This is a genomic window from Orbaceae bacterium lpD04, from assembly GCA_036251935.1.
GTDB lineage: Bacteria > Pseudomonadota > Gammaproteobacteria > Enterobacterales > Orbaceae > Orbus > Orbus wheelerorum.
This window is the reverse complement of the sequence record CP133967.1, coordinates 2533430-2550933: the sequence shown is the minus strand read 5'-3', so window position 1 is coordinate 2550933 and position 17504 is coordinate 2533430. Positions and strand designations below refer to the sequence as shown.

Here is a 17504-nt window from a genome sequence, read left to right as displayed (position 1 = left end):
TATTTTAACTAACCGCCATATTTAATTAAATATAACTGATGATTTACTTTGGATCGGCAACATTTATTTTTTTAAAGACAGGTTTATTTGCTTGTGTGAACTGAGCTAATGAGAATGTCTGATAATTAATATCATTATATCCTCGAATTTGCATAACGCCATCATTTAGATTTGATAGGCTAGTCCAAACAGTATATTCAGAGGAAACTTCACCTTGTGTCCCTGATTCACTTAGACTATCTGTGGTAATATTTTTAAGACGATCAAAGCGATTCATCGCATGGGCTAAAATATTCATAGCATCATTGGTAGAGTTTGGTTTTGGCGCATAAGTTGTATAATATACCGCTCGAATAAAACGACCGACAGATGTATCTGAAGATGGCAGATCTGATATCGCAATTCCGCTATCTGGTTGCACAACATCAATATTACCGAGTTTTGCAGACGATCTATCAAGGTTATTAAGTTGGGTATAATTATTTAGGTTTTCTAAGTGCCATGGAAAACTTGGCCCATTAGTCATTACCTTGGTTGGATTATTATATACATGCAGCTTACCATTAAGCGCTTCAACAACAATGCTACCGCCCTTATTATCATAAAAAGCATAATGGAATGGCGAAGTTACTCCACCTAAATTTTCTAAAATAGGGGCCCAAAAATGGCCATTATTGACTGCTTTTGTAACTTCCTCAACCGATGAAAAACTTGATAAAGCCCACTCACCAATTGATGTAACTGGGATAGATTCCTTATATTCTGACGGGGTAAGCGCAGTTAATTTTGCACTTGATATCATATTGGCACTAAATGATAATCCAGCACTATTGATACCTTGGAATACGTTATGATCATCGCCATCAAAATAGACATCTGTCGTGATAGCAAGTATTTGATACTTAGATTTATAGCTTGCACTATTTTTTCCATCAGGGCCTTTTTTCTGAAAAGAGGTTCCAACCGGATAGTAGGTTAGCCATGATGGTAAGTCTTCGGATAATTCTAGTGTCCTACCTTGATAGACATTACCTTTAGTATCAGTAATTGCAAGGCTGGTACAGGCCTGCCCTGCTAATGATATAGATAATAAAGAAAGGGGTATTATGCGCAGTAAAGTTTTTAATTTCATTCGAGAATCTCCAGTATATTTTACGTTATCTTTTGATACGTTTATTAAATTAACTTATTAATTCAAATATCCATAACTGAGGTCGATTAGCGATTGATACAATTATCAATGCTTATAAAATACAAATAATGGGCCATATAATAAATGCAAAATACGATTAAAAGTTACGCTAAAAGTGCTAAAAAAAACAAAAGCAATTAATTAAATGTATTAAGCTGCTAAAACAATTTACGGCTTGGTTTTGTCTCTCTTTTTAGATTGAAAGGTGGTGGTGTTATTATAATAACAAATGAATGAAAATAGTACTAAAATAGGTTGAAATTTCAAAAGGCAATTGATTTTACATTATTTTAATATACAATAATTGTGCATATAAAGAACGGTTATTTTAACTGAATGAATAAAAGTATTTAGAGATAGTTTCTTCATTCGTGGTGCAAAATGTACAATCTTGTATTGTATGTCACTATATATTAATGATTTGCAATAAAAGTTGATATGTTTTATATGAAAAAATATGTATTTATTGTATTAATAACCCTTTTTCTAACATCTTGTGGGCAAAACGGTGCGCCAGTCGTCGTTATGTTTGGATCTTATTTCCCTTCTTGGATTTTTTACTTTATTTTTAGTGTTATTATTACAATGTTACTACGTGTTTTATTGATAAAAATTGGATTTGACAATCTAATTGAATATAAGCTCTTATTCTATATTTCATTAATGCTTATTCTTGCTTTTTTAAGCTCATTTTTATTTTTTTAACAAAGTTATTAATAGATGAAAAATTTTAAACAGATAATGAGTAAAAAGAGACTGCCAATCATAATTACAGGTATTACGCTAGTAATTGCTATTGTATGTGCCCATTATTGGCTGCATTCATCGATATCCAATCCACTATCTGAAGATGCGATTGTTAATGCTGATTTAGTTAATATTTCATCATCAGTACCTGGGCGCATAAGCCATATTTATGTGACAGATAATAGTAAAGTAAAAAAAGGCGATCTTCTTTTTACTGTTGAAAAAACACCTTATTTAATAAGGCTATCGCAAACTAAAGCCGCTTTGGTTATGGCTGAATCTGCATTAAATACCAAACTAAAAAATATTACTGCTGAGCAATTAAATTCAGATATTACCGATAAGCAGATTCTACGTGCTAAGACTAACCTTGATTTAGCGACTCAAACATTAGACCGCTTAATGCCTTTACTATCCCAAGGGTATGTGACGAAACAACAAATTGATGATGCTAAAACAGCTAAGCATGATGCTCAAATTAGTTATCAACAGGCGATTAATCAAGCCAGTGCTGCAAAAGCATTGATTAATGATGCTGATGCTGAGAGCGCCTTTGTCGAACTAAAACGTAATGATGTTGCCTTTGCTCAGTGGGAGCTAGACAATACCGATATCAAAGCACCTAATGATGGCTTTGTGACAGGATTAAATACTTCTGTTGGAAAATTTGTTATATCAGGGCAATCCCTTTTCACCTTAGTTAATTCAGAAAATTGGTTCGTTTCTGCTTATTTTAGAGAAACAGAATTGAAAAATATAAAATTAAATAGCTGTGTTAAAGTTTATGTCATGGCTGATAAAAATAAATTAATTGAAGGGCATGTAAATAGTATTGGTAGGGGTGTTATCTCAACTGAGCTAGTTTCTATTCCAAGTCAATTACCTTACCTACCTAAATCGTTAAACTGGGTACATGTGGAGCAACGTTTTCCTGTTAGGATAAGTTTAGTCAATCCGCCAGAAGAACTGATGCGCGTTGGTGCTTCTGCTATTACGATCATTCAAAATGATGCCTGTCCATCTCGTTAGAATATTTTATCGATATTTACTGCCATTTCCAGGAAGAGCTGCACTAACTTGGCGTATTGCTTTGTTATCCGCTTTGATGGCAGTAGTTGCTATGGTTTATGAAATTCCTGAATCGGCGATCAGCTGTTATTTGATTATTTATTTAATGAAAGATGATGCGAATGAAAATATTGTTATCGCGATAGCGGTTTCTATTTTACTTTCATTAGCGGTTGCCCTTATTTTTGTATTAACGAATTTAACTATTAATAGTGTATTTTTAAGAATATCAATGATCTTTTTTTGTTCTTATTTTTTTGTATATCTGGGCGCAAAATTTAATGTTACAGAAATCGGTAATTTAATCGCTTTAGTTATCGCCTTTTTACTAACCTTGCTTAGTGATGCACCTACTGGTGAATTAGCTACTAGAGCGATTCTTTATGCTTTGCTTATGGCAACTACGCCAATGTTATTAATGATTATTTTTAATTTACTATTAGGCAAGAAAAGCCAAAACATACTGCTTGAAAAATTCTCTTCAAGGCTACAAACAGCGCAAAGAGTACTTGGACAACCTATCGTAAATAATAAATTCAAATTTAAGACATTACTCCGTGATAGCCAAGGTGAATGTGATATTCATTTAAAGCTAGTTAAAATTTTTCACCTCCAAACTAAAAAACGAATTGAATGGCTTGAAAATGCAAATAAGCAAACACTTAAATTACTTGCTCTAGTTAGTATTTTACCTAAAGATACCACAGAGGCGTCACGTAAAACTTTAGCTGATTATTGCCAGCACATATTAAATACGATTGATAATAAAGATTTAAAGACCAATATTATTCCGTTAAATGATAATTTAATAAGCAAAGAAATATGCAATGCATTAAATATGTTTGCTAATTTTTCAGGAAATACGATAGAAAAAAAATCGCCATTGCCTGTGAAAAATAATAAAAAAATCAAAAATAAACCTATTAGTACATTAGCTTATCACTACTTTGCATTTAAAGTGACTATCTCGGCGCTTATTTGTTACGGCATTTATACTTTATTTGATTGGCAAGGGATCCATACTGCAATGATAACTTGTTATGTCGTTGCGTTAGGTACAACAGCAGAAACTATACACAAATTAACTTTACGGATATTCGGTTGTTTAGTTGGTGCTTTAATTGGGGTTTTATCTGCTATTTATATTACGCCGCATTTAGATAGTATTAATGGCTTATTTTTATTGATTTTTATTGGCATGCTTCTCCCTGCATGGATAACGGCTGGAAGTGAGCTTTTTTCTTATGCTGGAGTACAAATCGGTTTAGCATTTCTACTAACGACGTTAAATGGCTTTTCCCCAAGTACAGATCTCGTTGCAGCCCAAGACCGTATATTAGGTATTTTACTTGGCATTGCGGTATGTTTTGTTGTTTTTACAGTGTTATGGCCTGTTTCCATTTCTGATACGATCTATCAAAAAATATCTAAAATATTAAATCTATCTTTAGATTCTATTGAAAATGAAAAACAAGGCCAACTTGAGTTATCTAATTTTTCACAATTAATTAATGAAGCCAATCAGATTGACTACAATCTTAAACTTGTTATTTTTGAAACAAAATCAACGAAATTATCAAAGCATGATCTTAAAACGATTCGTTACTTTGTACTACAAATAACCCAATTAAATTCATTATTGATACTTCCTATTACCATAAATAAGAAGCAATTATATCAAAACGAGTTAGCATCATTTTTAAGTAACAATTTGATTGATAGAGAAAATATAGCTAACATGGATAAGTTAAATGAACTGTTACATAGAAATATTATCTCTATTTTAAAGGATATTTAAATTGAAAAATTCAACAATATCACGCAGTTTCATGAAATATAAATTTTATTTTTCAATATTTTTTAGCATGGGGCTAGTCAGTTGCGTCGCTAGCGATGATTGGCAAACGATGCCAGTGGTAGATAATCATTCTATAGTTGTTCATTCTAATCAAGGGCAAACTAATGATGAGTTAAATAGTTTATTTTCTAGCGTTGATATCATTCCTAGCCATCAATATAGTTTAGCTGAATTAATTGATCTATCTCAAAGCAATAATACTGAGTTACGTTCAGCTTGGCAGCAAGCAAAACAAGCTGCGTTAGCTTCTAATGCCATTAAAACAACATATATTCCTAATGTTTCGGCTAATATTATTGGTGGGTATCAAAAAAATGATTTCGATTTTACCGACTCAATTCATGTTAATACCCGAACTAAAGAGATTATTCCTAACCTCACATTACAATGGCTTATATTTGATTTTGGCCAACGCTCCGATTTATTAACATCAAGTGATCACCTAGTTTCAGCATTAAAATATAACTTTAACTTAACTAATCAAAAATTTGTTTACCAAGTGACATTGGCTTATTTAAATTATAACCAAGCAGTCAAAGATCTTACGTTATCAGAGCAAGGGCTTAGTAATACTTTAGTTATACAAGATTCAGTTAAAAAGAAAAGAGTACAAGGCTTAGCAACGATTGTTGATGTCGCACAAGCTGATCAATTAGTATCACAATCTAAGTTAGATAATGTAATTGCTAAAAACAATGAAAAAAATACCTATCAGCAGTTATTGCAGGCAATGGGATTAAGTCCATTAAGCAAAATCAATATTAAAACTGATAGTGAAAGAAAATTACCCGTGAGTATTGCCCCTGTTGCTGATCAGTGGATAAAAACCGCATTAATCAGTCGACCTGATATTTTAGCTAATTATGAAGTCGTCAAAGCGAAACAAGCAAATGTTAATACAGCTAAAAAAAATTATTATCCTAAAGTTTTTGTCGTCGCTAATTTGAGTAGTAGCCATTCTTATTGGGGGGCCCAAAGTTTACCTGATCTTAGTCAAACAAGTAATGGTACAAATATTTTTGTTGGCGTGCACATTCCAATATATGATGGCGGAGCAAGAGATATCAAAGTAGAGCAGGCAAAATCACAAGCCCTAGAATCAATGGAGCAATTTAATAATTTAAAGAATAATGCGGCGAATGAAATTGTGATTGCAATTAATACATTAAATTCAGCCCTTGAGTCTCACCAATCTGCGTTGAACTTAGTTAAAACAGCTAATATCACTTATACCGCATCGTTATCATCTTATAAACAAGGTCTGTCGACCTTAACATTAGTAAATGAATCAGCAAAAAGCTTAACCTATGCCAAAAAAATTGAGAGCCAGACTTATTTTGCATCATTAATTGCTGCATCTAATTTAGCATTCGTTCTCGGGTTCACCATTAATAGTGATAATATTTTAACCGTAGCAAATTAGCCTAAAGACATAAGATAGATAGCTTTTATAAACTATCTATCATTAGTTAGAGTTAAATTAATGAAACGCTTCTTGAGGCTTATTTTTACGCAGATTTTCAATATCTATTTTGTCAAAAATATAGTGGTTTCCACAGTAATCACAATGCATATCAATATTACTGTCTTCTGCTAAAATAGTATCAATTTCACTGGCTGGCAATGTGCTTAATGTATCTTCGCAGCGTATCCTTGAGCAAGTACACTTGAACTCAACACTTTGCCCATCAAATAACCGCACATCTTCTTGATGATACAATCGATATAATATTTCTTCTACGGGTAAAGCAAATAGTTCTTCTTCTTTTATGGTTTGTGCAAGCGTTGTCAAAAGCTCAAAAGATTCATCATTTCCTTCATGAGCTGGTAATACTTGTAATAGTATACCAGCAGCAACTGGCTTATGCTGATAAACGCCAACTTTGATTAATAACCTTGTCGCAAGTTGTTCAGATTGTTGAAAATAATTTTCAATACATCCTGCAACCGTATCTGCTTCAAGTGCAACTATCCCTTGATAGCGTTCACCACTTTTTGGTGTAATAGTAATAACAATATAACCATTACCCATCATCTCTTTTAGTGATGTATTATCTGCTATTTCACTCTTAACTCTTGCCACCCCGCGCATTTGCTGGTGATTATTGCCATTAATTACTGCTAAATTGAGAGGTCCATCACCTTGTAATTGTACGGTAATATCGCCTTCAAATTTCAGTGTTGCAGTAAGTAAACTTGTTGCAACTAATAGCTCACCGAGTAGTTTTTGCACGGCCAATGGATAATTGTGATTATCCAGAATTTTTTGATAGGTATCGCTTAAGTTAACAACTTCGCCACGAACTTCATGGTTATCAAATAAAAATCGAGATAATTTATCATGATGATTATGGCTATTGGTTATTGGGTTCATATTTTCTCCTGGTGAATTTTATTCGCCATGTTTAAATTTAATCAGATCTCGACGCTCTTTTTTATCTGGTCGCCTATCTGGATGTGGCATTGTTAATGCACCGAGCCTACGAGCTTGTGATATATTCTCTCGCTTTACAATACTTTCTTCAGTTTCAACATATAACATCTGCGCATCACTTGCTGTTTTCCTATGTTCACTCAACGCAAGGACTGTTATTGTCTTTTCATCGCTACCTTGTCTTAATTTAAGTTCAGCCCCGATTTCTATAATTTTGCTAGGTTTTGTACGCTGCCCATTATAATGAACTTTACCACCCTCAATCATTTCTCTCGCTAATGAGCGGGTTTTATAAAACCTTGCCGCCCATAACCATTTATCTAATCTAATAGACTGCGCAATATTATTCATTGTTGCTTTGCTTTCAATTGACATATCTTTAATAATTGGGATCTATTTAATAAAATCAATAGGCATCGAGTTGATTGTTTTTAATTTGGTATTGTTTATCTGCAGTTTGTAGTATGCCATCTAATGACAGTGGTTCTAAATAGCCATGTAATTTAATATCAAAGTTATCAGTTTTAATTGGGTTATTAATTAAATACCATAAAGATAAAATTTGACTATCAACGGCATGTGAACTGATAGATAGTGATTGCAGTTCCTCAGCTGAGATAAGATTTGCATCCCCCTCTAACACACCTTGGCTGATTAATGTACTAAAGCTGAGCTTATTCTCTGTGGGCGTAAAATTTAAACTCAAGTCTGGTTTTTGTAATTCAATTGTATTGAGCGTACCACTATCTGCTTTAAATAAAATGGTACCATTGACGTGAAAAGCTTCGTTAGTTGAATTTATATCAATATTATTACCAAAAGCTTCAAAATTAGTAAATTGGAATGGAAATTCTGGATTAGTGTCAATTATCAAACTTGGCATTAGGGTAAATTGTTTGATGGTAATATGGCTTGGTAAGCTAGGCGAAAAATGCACTTTTGCTAATTGCTGCCACCAATTTAAAGGGAGCTGATAACGAATACCTGATGCAATGATACTATCAATAGTAAGTTCATTATTTTGCCAGTTAGCAGATAATTTAATGCTACCTTTATTCCATAATCCTAGCGCTTGTTCAATAATGATTTTATTCTCTTGATTACGCCATTGTACTAACGGTTGTTCGATTAATTGCTCATGGTAGGTCATGCTTTGTGCATTAAAAAATAAGTTACTTTTCTGTAATTGCCAATCATGATTATACGTAATATTTTGGATATCTAAATTTGCTTTTTCAACTGAAAAATCAGCTAAATTGATACTACTATCAATAATCGATAATTGTTGAATATCTGTTTTTGGTAGCTGGCTAAACATCTTATTAATGTTAGATAACCTATCTTCGGATTGAAAATTAAGCTTATTAACTTTTAGTTGTTTTACTAATACTGAGTTATCAGCAAGAACACTTGCATTAGCTGTAAAAAAACCTGTTTTTATATCGCCACCTAAATTAATTAGCTGTAGTGTTTTGTCTTTTTGATTACCTTTGACAAATATTGATTGTATATCAATATCATTATAGCTTGCCATTTCAATAGTGAAATTAAATTGGCTATCAATACGTTCTGTAATGACACGTTTTGACCAAGGTTTTATACCCCCATAGATATGATTAAGAACGATATTATTAGCGTTATTTGGGGCTTGATAATACAAAGAAATATCTTTTAACTGCAAAAAATCAATATTGATATTTTCTATGCTAGGCGAGAGTTTTATATCGCCATTTTCAAGAACAAGATAATCAAATGACTTAGCTTGTAATAAGTCAGTTTGTTTTAGGCCAATAACTGCTTTTTTTGCTGAAAGGTAGGTAACTAAATGTGTTTTATCTTCAATTGAGACGTTGTCTAATGTAATTTCATATGGCTTAGTAATTGAATGAGATATATGACCAATACGGATAGAATAATCTTTATTGTAGTATGAAATTAATTGGCTAGCATATCTTGTTCCAATATCAGTTTGTACTAAAAAATAAGGTAAAATAATGATAAACCAGATAATGGCAACTAAAATTAGTGTTACTAATCGTATTTTTTTTAACATATTTTGCTAATTGCCTCGATTATAGAACACAGTATTATACCCAAAATTAGCGAAGATTAAATGCGCATTTTTAATGCTGATCCTATTTTGATATTCATCAGTTTAATTTTCATTATAATCATAGCTTACAACAAAAAAATAACGAAATATTATAATTTATTATCGAAATAGATTATCACAGTGGTAATTTTAAACTATGTTTTACCACTTGCCTTATCTCAAATAATCGCTAATATATTAAGTATCAAAATGAAAATTAAACTCCCCCTTTTTGATAAGGGTGAGTTTTTTTATTGCTTATTGAAAATTTGAATAATTAATTTAGCTTATTTTATAAGGAATAATGTAAAGGGAGGACTAACAATGCAACAAATTCCAATGACTGTAAAGGGCGCAGAACTATTACGTGCCGAACTTGAAGAATTAAAAACTGTGAAACGCCCACAAATCGTTACAGCTATTGCCGAAGCAAGAGCTCATGGCGATTTGAAAGAAAATGCTGAATATCATGCCGCACGTGAACAACAAGGTTTTTGCGAAGGGCGCATTCAAGAGATTGAAGGAAAACTATCTCAAGCACAAATTATTGATATTACTAAAATAAAAAATAATGGACGCATTATATTTGGTGCTACAGCAACGGTATTAAATTTAGATACAGACGAAGAAATTACATATCGTATTGTGGGGGATGATGAGGCTGATTTTAAACAAAATTTAATTTCAGTAAATTCACCAATTGCACGAGGATTAATTGGTAAAGAAGAAGATGATTCAGTGACAATTAAAACGCCTGGTGGTGATGTTGAGTTTGATATTCTAAAAGTTGAATATATTTAAAAATAAAATGCCGCATGATGCGGCATTATTACATTCGGTTATTTTTTAGGTAAAGTTATTTTTTTGTCTTCACTCGGTTTAAATATCGTTAGAATCGAACCGATTAGTTGAACTTGAGCTGCACCCGTTTCTCGAATGATTGCATCGCAAATTAATTTTTTAGTTTCACGATCTTCACTAGAAATTTTAACTTTTATAAGTTCATGAAAATTCAGTGCGTTTTCGATTTCAGCAAGAACGCCTTCTGTAAAGCCATTTGCACCAATCATAACAACTGGCTTAAGGTGATGAGCTTCACCTTTTAAATATTGTTTTTGTTTATTAGATAAATTCATTTAATTTAATATCTTTAAGGGTTGTAATTTTGCTATTCTACCCTTATATAAAGTAAAACTTCAATGAATTTTCACTTGTAAGTAATAAATCTAGGATAAATAGTGAGTGGTAAAAAACGTTCAGCGAGTTCGAGTCGTTGGTTAAATGAGCACTTTAAAGATCGCTTCGTACAACAAGCGCAAAAAAAAGGCTTACGTTCAAGGGCTTGGTTTAAGTTAGAAGAAATACAAAATACTGATAAATTATTTCGCCCCGGTATAACGGTTGTTGATCTTGGTGCTGCACCTGGTGGTTGGTCCCAATATGTTGCCTCCTTAATTGGTGATAAAGGGCGGATTATTGCGTGCGATCTTTTACCGATGGATCCCATTGTTGGTGTCGACTTTTTACAGGGTGATTTTCGTGACGAGGCAGTATTAAAAACACTTCTTGAACGTGTTGGCGAAGATAAAGTTCAGGTTGTGATGTCTGATATGGCTCCGAATATGAGTGGGCAACCTGCGGTTGATATCCCACGAGCAATGTATTTAGTTGAGTTAGCACTTGATATGTGTCGTGATGTGCTAGCGCCAAATGGTAGTTTTATTGTGAAAATTTTCCAAGGCGAAGGATTTGAAGATTATCTTAAATCAGTAAGAGATATGTTTAAAGTCGTGAAAATTCGTAAACCTGAAGCATCAAGAGCAAGATCTCGTGAAGTGTATATTGTTGCCTCGGGGCGGAAGTAGTAAGTTATCTTTTTTTGTAGTACTATTATGCTCAATTTTACAATGAGCGTAATCCATTAATTTTTGAGGAGTTTTCTTTTGAACGACATGGTAAAAAATTTGCTTATTTGGGGTATTATTGCTGTAGTCTTAATTGCTGTTTTTAATCAATTCAGTTCAATGTCAAGCAGTGGGCCGCAAGTAAACTATACAACATTTAATTCTGATATTAAAAATGGTAAATTGAAAAATATCGTTATTAATGGGCGAGAAGTGAATGTTAAGACGAATAATAATGAGAGTTATATAACCTATATCCCTTATTATGATAATAAATTAGTTGATTATATTGTTGAACACAATATTCCTCTTGAGGGCACGCCGGATGAAAAACCAAGTTTATTAGTTTCAATTCTAATCTCGTGGTTTCCAATACTTTTATTGATTGGTTTTTGGATCTTTATTATGCGCCAAATGCAAGGTGGTGGTAAAGGTGGGCCAATGTCTGTTGGTAAAAGTAAAGCCAAAATGTTGACGCCAGATCAAGTTAAAACACGATTTACTGATGTGGCAGGAAGTGAAGAGGCAAAACAAGAAGTTACTGAAGTCGTCGATTTTTTACGTGATCCAAGTAAATACCAAAAATTGGGTGGACGAATTCCGAAAGGGATACTTATGGTTGGGCCTCCTGGTACCGGTAAAACATTGCTGGCAAGAGCTATCGCAGGTGAAGCGAATGTACCTTTTTTCAGTATGTCAGGTTCTGATTTTGTCGAAATGTTTGTTGGTGTCGGTGCTTCAAGGGTACGTGATCTTTTTGAACAAGCTCGTAAACATGCCCCATGTATTATCTTTATTGATGAAATTGATGCTGTTGGCCGTAAACGTGGCGGTGGCTCGATGGGTGGTCATGATGAACGCGAACAGACATTAAACCAAATGCTGGTTGAAATGGATGGTTTTGAAACGAATAGCGGCATTATTATTATTGCGGCAACTAACCGAGCCGATATTTTGGATCCTGCACTATTACGCCCAGGTCGTTTTGATCGCCAAGTTCAAATTGGTTTACCTGATATGAAAGGGCGTGAGCAAATTTTAGGTGTTCATGTACGTAAAGTTCCATTAGATACTAATGTTAACTTAGCAATACTTGCCCGTGGTACGCCGGGATACTCCGGTGCAGATTTAGCAAATTTAGTTAATGAAGCTGCGTTATTTGCTGCTCGCCGTAATAAGCGTTTAGTTTCTATGGATGAATTTGAGGAAGCTAAAGACAAGATTAATATGGGTACAGAGCGCCGATCATTAAGTATGACACAAGAAGTATTAACAAATACAGCTTACCATGAAGCGGGTCATGCAATTGTTGGTTACTTAGTTCCTGAGCATGATCCATTACATAAAGTAACGATTATACCGCGTGGTGGAGCTTTAGGTGTTGCTTTCTTCTTACCTGAAGGGGATGAAGTTAGCCGTAATCGAACCAAATTAGAATCTATGATTTCAACTGCTTATGCAGGGCGAGTTGCAGAAGGTCTTATTTATGGTGAAGATAAGATTTCAACTGGCGCATCAAGTGACATTCGTTACGCATCAAATGTTGCTAGAGCAATGGTTACTGAATGGGGATTCTCTGAACGCTTAGGACCACTATTTTTTGAATATGAAGAAAGTGCATATGGTGTAATGAAGAAAATTTCGGATGAAACGGCTCGAATTATTGATGAAGATGTTCAAGCTATTATTAAACGTAATTATGCTCGTTCTCAGCAAATACTAACTGATAATATTGATATTTTACATGCAATGAAGGATGCGTTGTTAAAATATGAAACAATCAGCGCGAAACAAATTAAAGAGTTGATGGAACGTAAACCGATAACGCCTCCAGATGGTTGGACGGAAAAAGAAGAAAGTGCGACTAAAGATATACCTGTCGAAGGTAGTCAGAAATCGATAGAAACAGATGATGATTCTTCTGAAAATAATTAATATTAGTATCAATAAAAACGCGCTTAGGCGCGTTTTTTTACAATAAAGTAAGGTTAAATCATAATGGAAATTAAGTTTAATCAACACTGTATGGACCTAACCTTTCCTCAAGTAATGGGGATTTTAAATATGACACCTGATTCATTTTCTGATGGTGGTCATTATAATAATTTAGATACCGCAATGCGCCGTGTTGATAGCATGATCCAAGCTGGCGCAACATTTATTGATATTGGTGGAGAATCGACAAGGCCCGGTGCTGATGATGTTTCCGTTGATGAAGAGCTGCAACGTGTTGTGCCTATGGTTGAAAAAGTTGCCCAATATTTTGATGTGTGGATCTCCGTTGATACGTCAAAACCTGAAGTGATTACTGAATCTGCCAAAGCTGGTGCTCATTTGATTAATGATATTCGTGCATTGACATTACCGGGGGCTTTATCTGCTGCCCAAAAAACAGGATTGCCCGTTTGCCTTATGCACATGCAAGGCGAACCTAAAACGATGCAAGAGGCTCCTTGTTATGAGCAAGATATTTATCAAGATGTTGATCGGTTTTTTACACAGCATATCGAACGATGTATTACTGCGGGTATCGAAAAGCAAAAAATTATATTAGATCCCGGTTTTGGTTTTGGTAAAACGCTACAACATAATTATCGGTTACTTGCAAAGCTAACTGAGCTCGAGCATTTTGGACTACCGCTTTTAGTCGGTATGTCACGTAAATCAATGATTGGACAGTTGTTAAATGTCCCGCCATTAGAACGAACAATTGGTAGTGTATCTTGCGCTGTTATTGCTGCAATGAAAGGAGCAAAAATCATCAGGGCACATGATGTTAAAGAGACATTTGATGCGCTGCGAATTGTTCAGGCCACATTAAGTGAAAGTTTTTAAAATATTAATTAATTATTGTTTTAGCGTGACTAAGTCGCAAGGTCGCTAACTCTATGGTTAAACTAAAAGTGATGATATTGTTGCTTAGTAAAAATAATCAACAGGTATTGAAACTCAATAATATGATATTTTTTGATTATTATAGTAATATTAACATATGTTTAATGCGTTAATGCTTGTGCGTAATAGCCTTGCTCAATAGGTATGCGATTAAAAATAGTAGAAGGAAGTCTTGATGTCTGAAAAAAAATATTTTGGTACCGATGGTATTCGTGGTCGAGTGGGTATTTATCCAATAACACCCGATTTTGCTTTAAAGCTGGGATGGGCTGTTGGCCGAGTATTAGCGCAAAATGGTGTAGGCAAAGTCTTAATTGGTAAAGATACGCGCATTTCAGGTTATATGTTGGAGTCTGCTTTAGAGGCTGGTTTTGCATCAGCAGGGATTGCTGCTGCTTTTACAGGCCCAATGCCAACGCCTGCAATTGCTTATTTGACGCGTACATTTAGGGCTGATGCTGGCGTTGTTATCTCTGCTTCACATAATCCATTTTATGATAATGGGATTAAGTTTTTTTCAATGGAAGGTAAAAAGCTACCTGATGACGTCGAATTATTAATTGAGCAAGAACTAGAAAAGCCACTTAGCTGCGTTGAATCTGATAAGTTAGGTCGTGCTAGCCGTATTACTGATGCTGCTGGGCGTTATATTGAATTTTGTAAAGGCACATTTGATCATGAACTTAGCTTGTCAGGGTTAAAAATTGTTGTCGACTGTGCTAATGGCGCTACTTATCATATTGCTCCTAATGTGCTAAAGGAATTAGGCGCTAAGGTGATTAAAATAGGCTGTGAGCCTGACGGGATGAATATCAATAAAGATTGTGGCGCAACTGATGTTAACGCGTTAATTAAAAAAGTTATTGATGAAAAAGCAGATGTCGGTTTTGCCTTAGATGGTGATGGTGATCGAATTATTATGGTTGACCACCTTGGTAATGTATTAGATGGTGATCAAATTATTTATATTATTGCTCGCGAGGCACTACGTAAAGGATTATTGCAAGGTGGTGTTGTTGGCACTTTAATGAGTAATATGGGACTTGAAATAGGTTTAAAAGAGCTCGGTATTCCGTTTGTTCGGGCAAAAGTAGGCGACCGCTACGTGTTAGAAAAATTACAAGAAAAAGGCTGGAAATTTGGTGCGGAAAATTCAGGTCATGTTTTATTACTTGATAAAACAACAACTGGCGATGGCATTGTTGCCGGCTTACAAGTACTATCTGCGATGATCCGTAATAAGATGACACTTGCTGATTTAAGTCGTGGTGTTAAGTTACTTCCTCAAATTTTAGTTAATGTCCGTTTTGCTGGTGAAAGTGATCCATTAAATCATCCTGAAGTTATTAACGTGATTAAAGAAGTTGAATCATTGTTAGAACATAAAGGCAGAGTGCTTATCCGTAAATCTGGCACCGAGCCACTAATTCGAGTCATGGTTGAAGGTCAAGATGCACAATTGGTAAGCGAATATGCTCAGAAAATAGCCGATGTAGTTAAAAAATATTAATAACATTATTAGTGCCGTATTTTTAGTTTGAAATACGGCTTTATTGCCTTTCATCGACTATCTTGACGTTTGTTTATTTCTTAATCGCTAAAAAATACGTTCCTTACTACTTATTACTTATTACTATGCCCAACATCGGTACACTTCTTCATGTTAATTGCTTATTTATAGGCTTTGCGCTATTGTAATGCCAATTCAAACTTTCCCTCGTTTTTATCATGCAAAAAAATATCGCAATTTTAGGTTCAACGGGATCAATTGGCTGTAGCACATTATCGGTTATTCGTCATAATCCTACGTTATATAAAGCTTATGTGCTAACAGGTGGCTCAAACGTCGCCAAAATGGTTGAGCAGTGCGTTGAATTCAAACCTAAATATGTCGCAATGGCCGATTTTACTTCGGCAACATTGTTACGGCAGCATTTAAGCAATCTGCATTTAAACATTGAGGTATTTAGCGGCGAACAAGCTATTTGTGATTTAGCCCAATTAGTTGAAGTTGAACAAGTTATGGCGGCTATTGTTGGTGCCGCTGGTTTACGATCGACTTTAGCTGCAATAAAAAAAGGTAAACGGATTTTATTGGCGAACAAAGAATCATTAGTGACATGTGGTCATTTATTTATGCAAGCACTTAGAGAACATCATGCTGAGTTACTACCAGTTGATAGCGAGCATAATGCTATTTTTCAAAGTTTACCAACGCCGGTTCAGCATGATTTAGGCTTCGCATCATTAACCGAGCATGGCATTAATAAGATTATATTAACCGGATCTGGTGGTCCATTTCGTGATACAGATATTTCAAAATTAAAAGACGTCACGCCTGAACAAGCTATTGCTCATCCAAATTGGTCAATGGGTAAAAAAATCTCGGTTGATTCGGCAACAATGATGAATAAAGGACTTGAGTATATTGAAGCGCGTTGGCTATTTAACGCAAGTCAAGATCAGATGGAAATTATTATTCACCCGCAATCAATTATCCATTCGATGGTGAGTTATAGTGATGGCAGTGTGATTGCTCAGCTAGGTAATCCCGATATGTGCACACCAATTGCTTATTCTATGTCTTATCCCGATAGGATCTATTCAGGTGTTGCTCCTCTTGATTTTACTCAATTATCGTCGCTTACCTTTAAACAGCCTGATTTTAATCGTTATCCTTGCTTAAAATTAGCCACAGATGCTTACCAAAGTGGACAAGCGGCAACAACGACATTAAACGCTGCTAATGAAATTGCCGTAGAGGCATTTTTAAATCGTAAGATTGGTTTTATGGATATTGCCAAAACTGTTGAAACGGTCTTAAATAAATTAACCTTAGCTGAGCCCAGCTCAATCGATGAAGTGTTTGATATTGATAGCTGGGCAAGGGAAGTCGCGCAGAAAATGGTTAAATAATGATAATATGCAGCTCGAATAAATGCTTATTTTTACACTATAATGATACCTTGCAACAAAAAAATAACGAAACTACCATTTCATTTGAGGGTAATAACGCTCTGTTAATGCTATCACTTCATCCATATTAATTATGGTGATACGCTCATCAATTAAGGGCGTTAATCCTCTCGCGATAATATCATTATCTAGTACATAACAGTGTGATGTTTTAGCTAAAATCGTGATTAGTTGCTGATTATTTTTGATCGCAAGAATAACGCCAGTTTGCCAAAATAGGACAGCATCATCAGCATTAATTAACTCAATATCAATATTTGAATTTGATACAGTATGTAGCATAATTTCATCTAATTTGTTAAATATTTCCTTAATATCCGTTATTCTTCTATAATAAT

At 34.4% G+C, this 17504-nt stretch carries 16 protein-coding genes; 10 read left to right on the top strand and 6 right to left on the bottom strand.

Annotation, left to right across the window (positions count from 1 at the left end):
• Positions 1 to 43: 43 nt before the first annotated feature.
• Positions 44 to 1132, bottom strand: a complete 1089-nt coding sequence (locus RHO14_11310) for a linear amide C-N hydrolase (GenBank protein ID WVD70932.1) — start codon at positions 1130 to 1132, stop codon at positions 44 to 46.
• A 507-nt stretch (positions 1133 to 1639) separates the two neighbouring features.
• Here RHO14_11310 and RHO14_11305 point away from each other — a divergent pair.
• The 4 genes from RHO14_11305 to RHO14_11290 are packed head-to-tail and all read left to right on the top strand — an operon-like array spanning position 1640 to position 6288.
• Positions 1640 to 1897, top strand: a complete 258-nt coding sequence (locus RHO14_11305) for a YtcA family lipoprotein (GenBank protein ID WVD70931.1) — start codon at positions 1640 to 1642, stop codon at positions 1895 to 1897.
• Positions 1898 to 1912: 15 nt separating this feature from the next.
• Positions 1913 to 2968: a multidrug transporter subunit MdtN gene (mdtN, locus tag RHO14_11300; protein WVD70930.1), complete on the top strand. Its 1056-nt coding sequence runs from the start codon at positions 1913 to 1915 to the stop codon at positions 2966 to 2968.
• Positions 2946 to 4805, top strand: coding sequence for an FUSC family protein (locus tag RHO14_11295; GenBank protein ID WVD70929.1), 1860 nt, complete (start codon positions 2946 to 2948; stop codon positions 4803 to 4805). The genes mdtN and RHO14_11295 overlap by 23 nt, the downstream gene beginning before the upstream one ends.
• Before the next feature lie 31 nt (positions 4806 to 4836).
• On the top strand, positions 4837 to 6288 hold the full coding sequence (locus RHO14_11290) for a TolC family protein (GenBank protein ID WVD70928.1): 1452 nt from the start codon (positions 4837 to 4839) through the stop codon (positions 6286 to 6288).
• 57 nt (positions 6289 to 6345) lie between these two features.
• Here the strand turns inward: RHO14_11290 and hslO are convergent, their stop codons facing one another.
• The 3 genes from hslO to RHO14_11275 are packed head-to-tail and all read right to left on the bottom strand — an operon-like array spanning position 6346 to position 9352.
• Positions 6346 to 7239, bottom strand: coding sequence for an Hsp33 family molecular chaperone HslO (gene hslO, locus RHO14_11285; protein ID WVD70927.1), 894 nt, complete (start codon positions 7237 to 7239; stop codon positions 6346 to 6348).
• An 18-nt stretch (positions 7240 to 7257) separates the two neighbouring features.
• On the bottom strand, positions 7258 to 7650 hold the full coding sequence (hslR, locus tag RHO14_11280) for a ribosome-associated heat shock protein Hsp15 (GenBank protein WVD70926.1): 393 nt from the start codon (positions 7648 to 7650) through the stop codon (positions 7258 to 7260).
• 55 nt (positions 7651 to 7705) lie between these two features.
• On the bottom strand, positions 7706 to 9352 hold the full coding sequence (locus tag RHO14_11275) for a hypothetical protein (GenBank protein ID WVD70925.1): 1647 nt from the start codon (positions 9350 to 9352) through the stop codon (positions 7706 to 7708).
• A gap of 363 nt (positions 9353 to 9715) precedes the next feature.
• Between RHO14_11275 and greA the strand changes: the two genes are divergently transcribed.
• Positions 9716 to 10192, top strand: a complete 477-nt coding sequence (greA, locus tag RHO14_11270) for a transcription elongation factor GreA (protein ID WVD70924.1) — start codon at positions 9716 to 9718, stop codon at positions 10190 to 10192.
• Positions 10193 to 10230: 38 nt separating this feature from the next.
• Here the strand turns inward: greA and yhbY are convergent, their stop codons facing one another.
• Positions 10231 to 10527 (bottom strand): ribosome assembly RNA-binding protein YhbY, encoded by a 297-nt coding sequence (gene yhbY / locus RHO14_11265; protein ID WVD70923.1) that lies wholly within the window; start codon positions 10525 to 10527, stop codon positions 10231 to 10233.
• A 102-nt stretch (positions 10528 to 10629) separates the two neighbouring features.
• Here yhbY and rlmE point away from each other — a divergent pair, with 102 nt between their 5' ends.
• The 5 genes from rlmE to ispC all read left to right on the top strand — a co-directional run bounded on the left by rlmE (position 10630) and on the right by ispC (position 17106).
• Positions 10630 to 11256, top strand: a complete 627-nt coding sequence (gene rlmE, locus RHO14_11260) for a 23S rRNA (uridine(2552)-2'-O)-methyltransferase RlmE (protein WVD70922.1) — start codon at positions 10630 to 10632, stop codon at positions 11254 to 11256.
• 87 nt (positions 11257 to 11343) lie between these two features.
• Positions 11344 to 13230 carry an ATP-dependent zinc metalloprotease FtsH gene (gene ftsH / locus RHO14_11255; GenBank protein WVD72509.1) on the top strand — a complete coding sequence of 629 codons (1887 nt, stop codon included), beginning with the start codon at positions 11344 to 11346 and terminating at the stop codon, positions 13228 to 13230.
• A gap of 63 nt (positions 13231 to 13293) precedes the next feature.
• Entirely contained in the window at positions 13294 to 14130 is an 837-nt protein-coding gene (gene folP / locus RHO14_11250) for a dihydropteroate synthase (GenBank protein ID WVD70921.1), read from the top strand.
• A gap of 235 nt (positions 14131 to 14365) precedes the next feature.
• Entirely contained in the window at positions 14366 to 15700 is a 1335-nt protein-coding gene (glmM, locus tag RHO14_11245) for a phosphoglucosamine mutase (protein WVD70920.1), read from the top strand.
• 218 nt (positions 15701 to 15918) lie between these two features.
• Positions 15919 to 17106 carry a 1-deoxy-D-xylulose-5-phosphate reductoisomerase gene (ispC, locus tag RHO14_11240; protein ID WVD70919.1) on the top strand — a complete coding sequence of 396 codons (1188 nt, stop codon included), beginning with the start codon at positions 15919 to 15921 and terminating at the stop codon, positions 17104 to 17106.
• A gap of 72 nt (positions 17107 to 17178) precedes the next feature.
• Here ispC and tusB read toward each other — a convergent pair whose 3' ends face one another.
• Positions 17179 to 17448 carry a sulfurtransferase complex subunit TusB gene (gene tusB / locus RHO14_11235; protein ID WVD70918.1) on the bottom strand — a complete coding sequence of 90 codons (270 nt, stop codon included), beginning with the start codon at positions 17446 to 17448 and terminating at the stop codon, positions 17179 to 17181.
• Positions 17449 to 17504 lie beyond the last annotated feature (56 nt).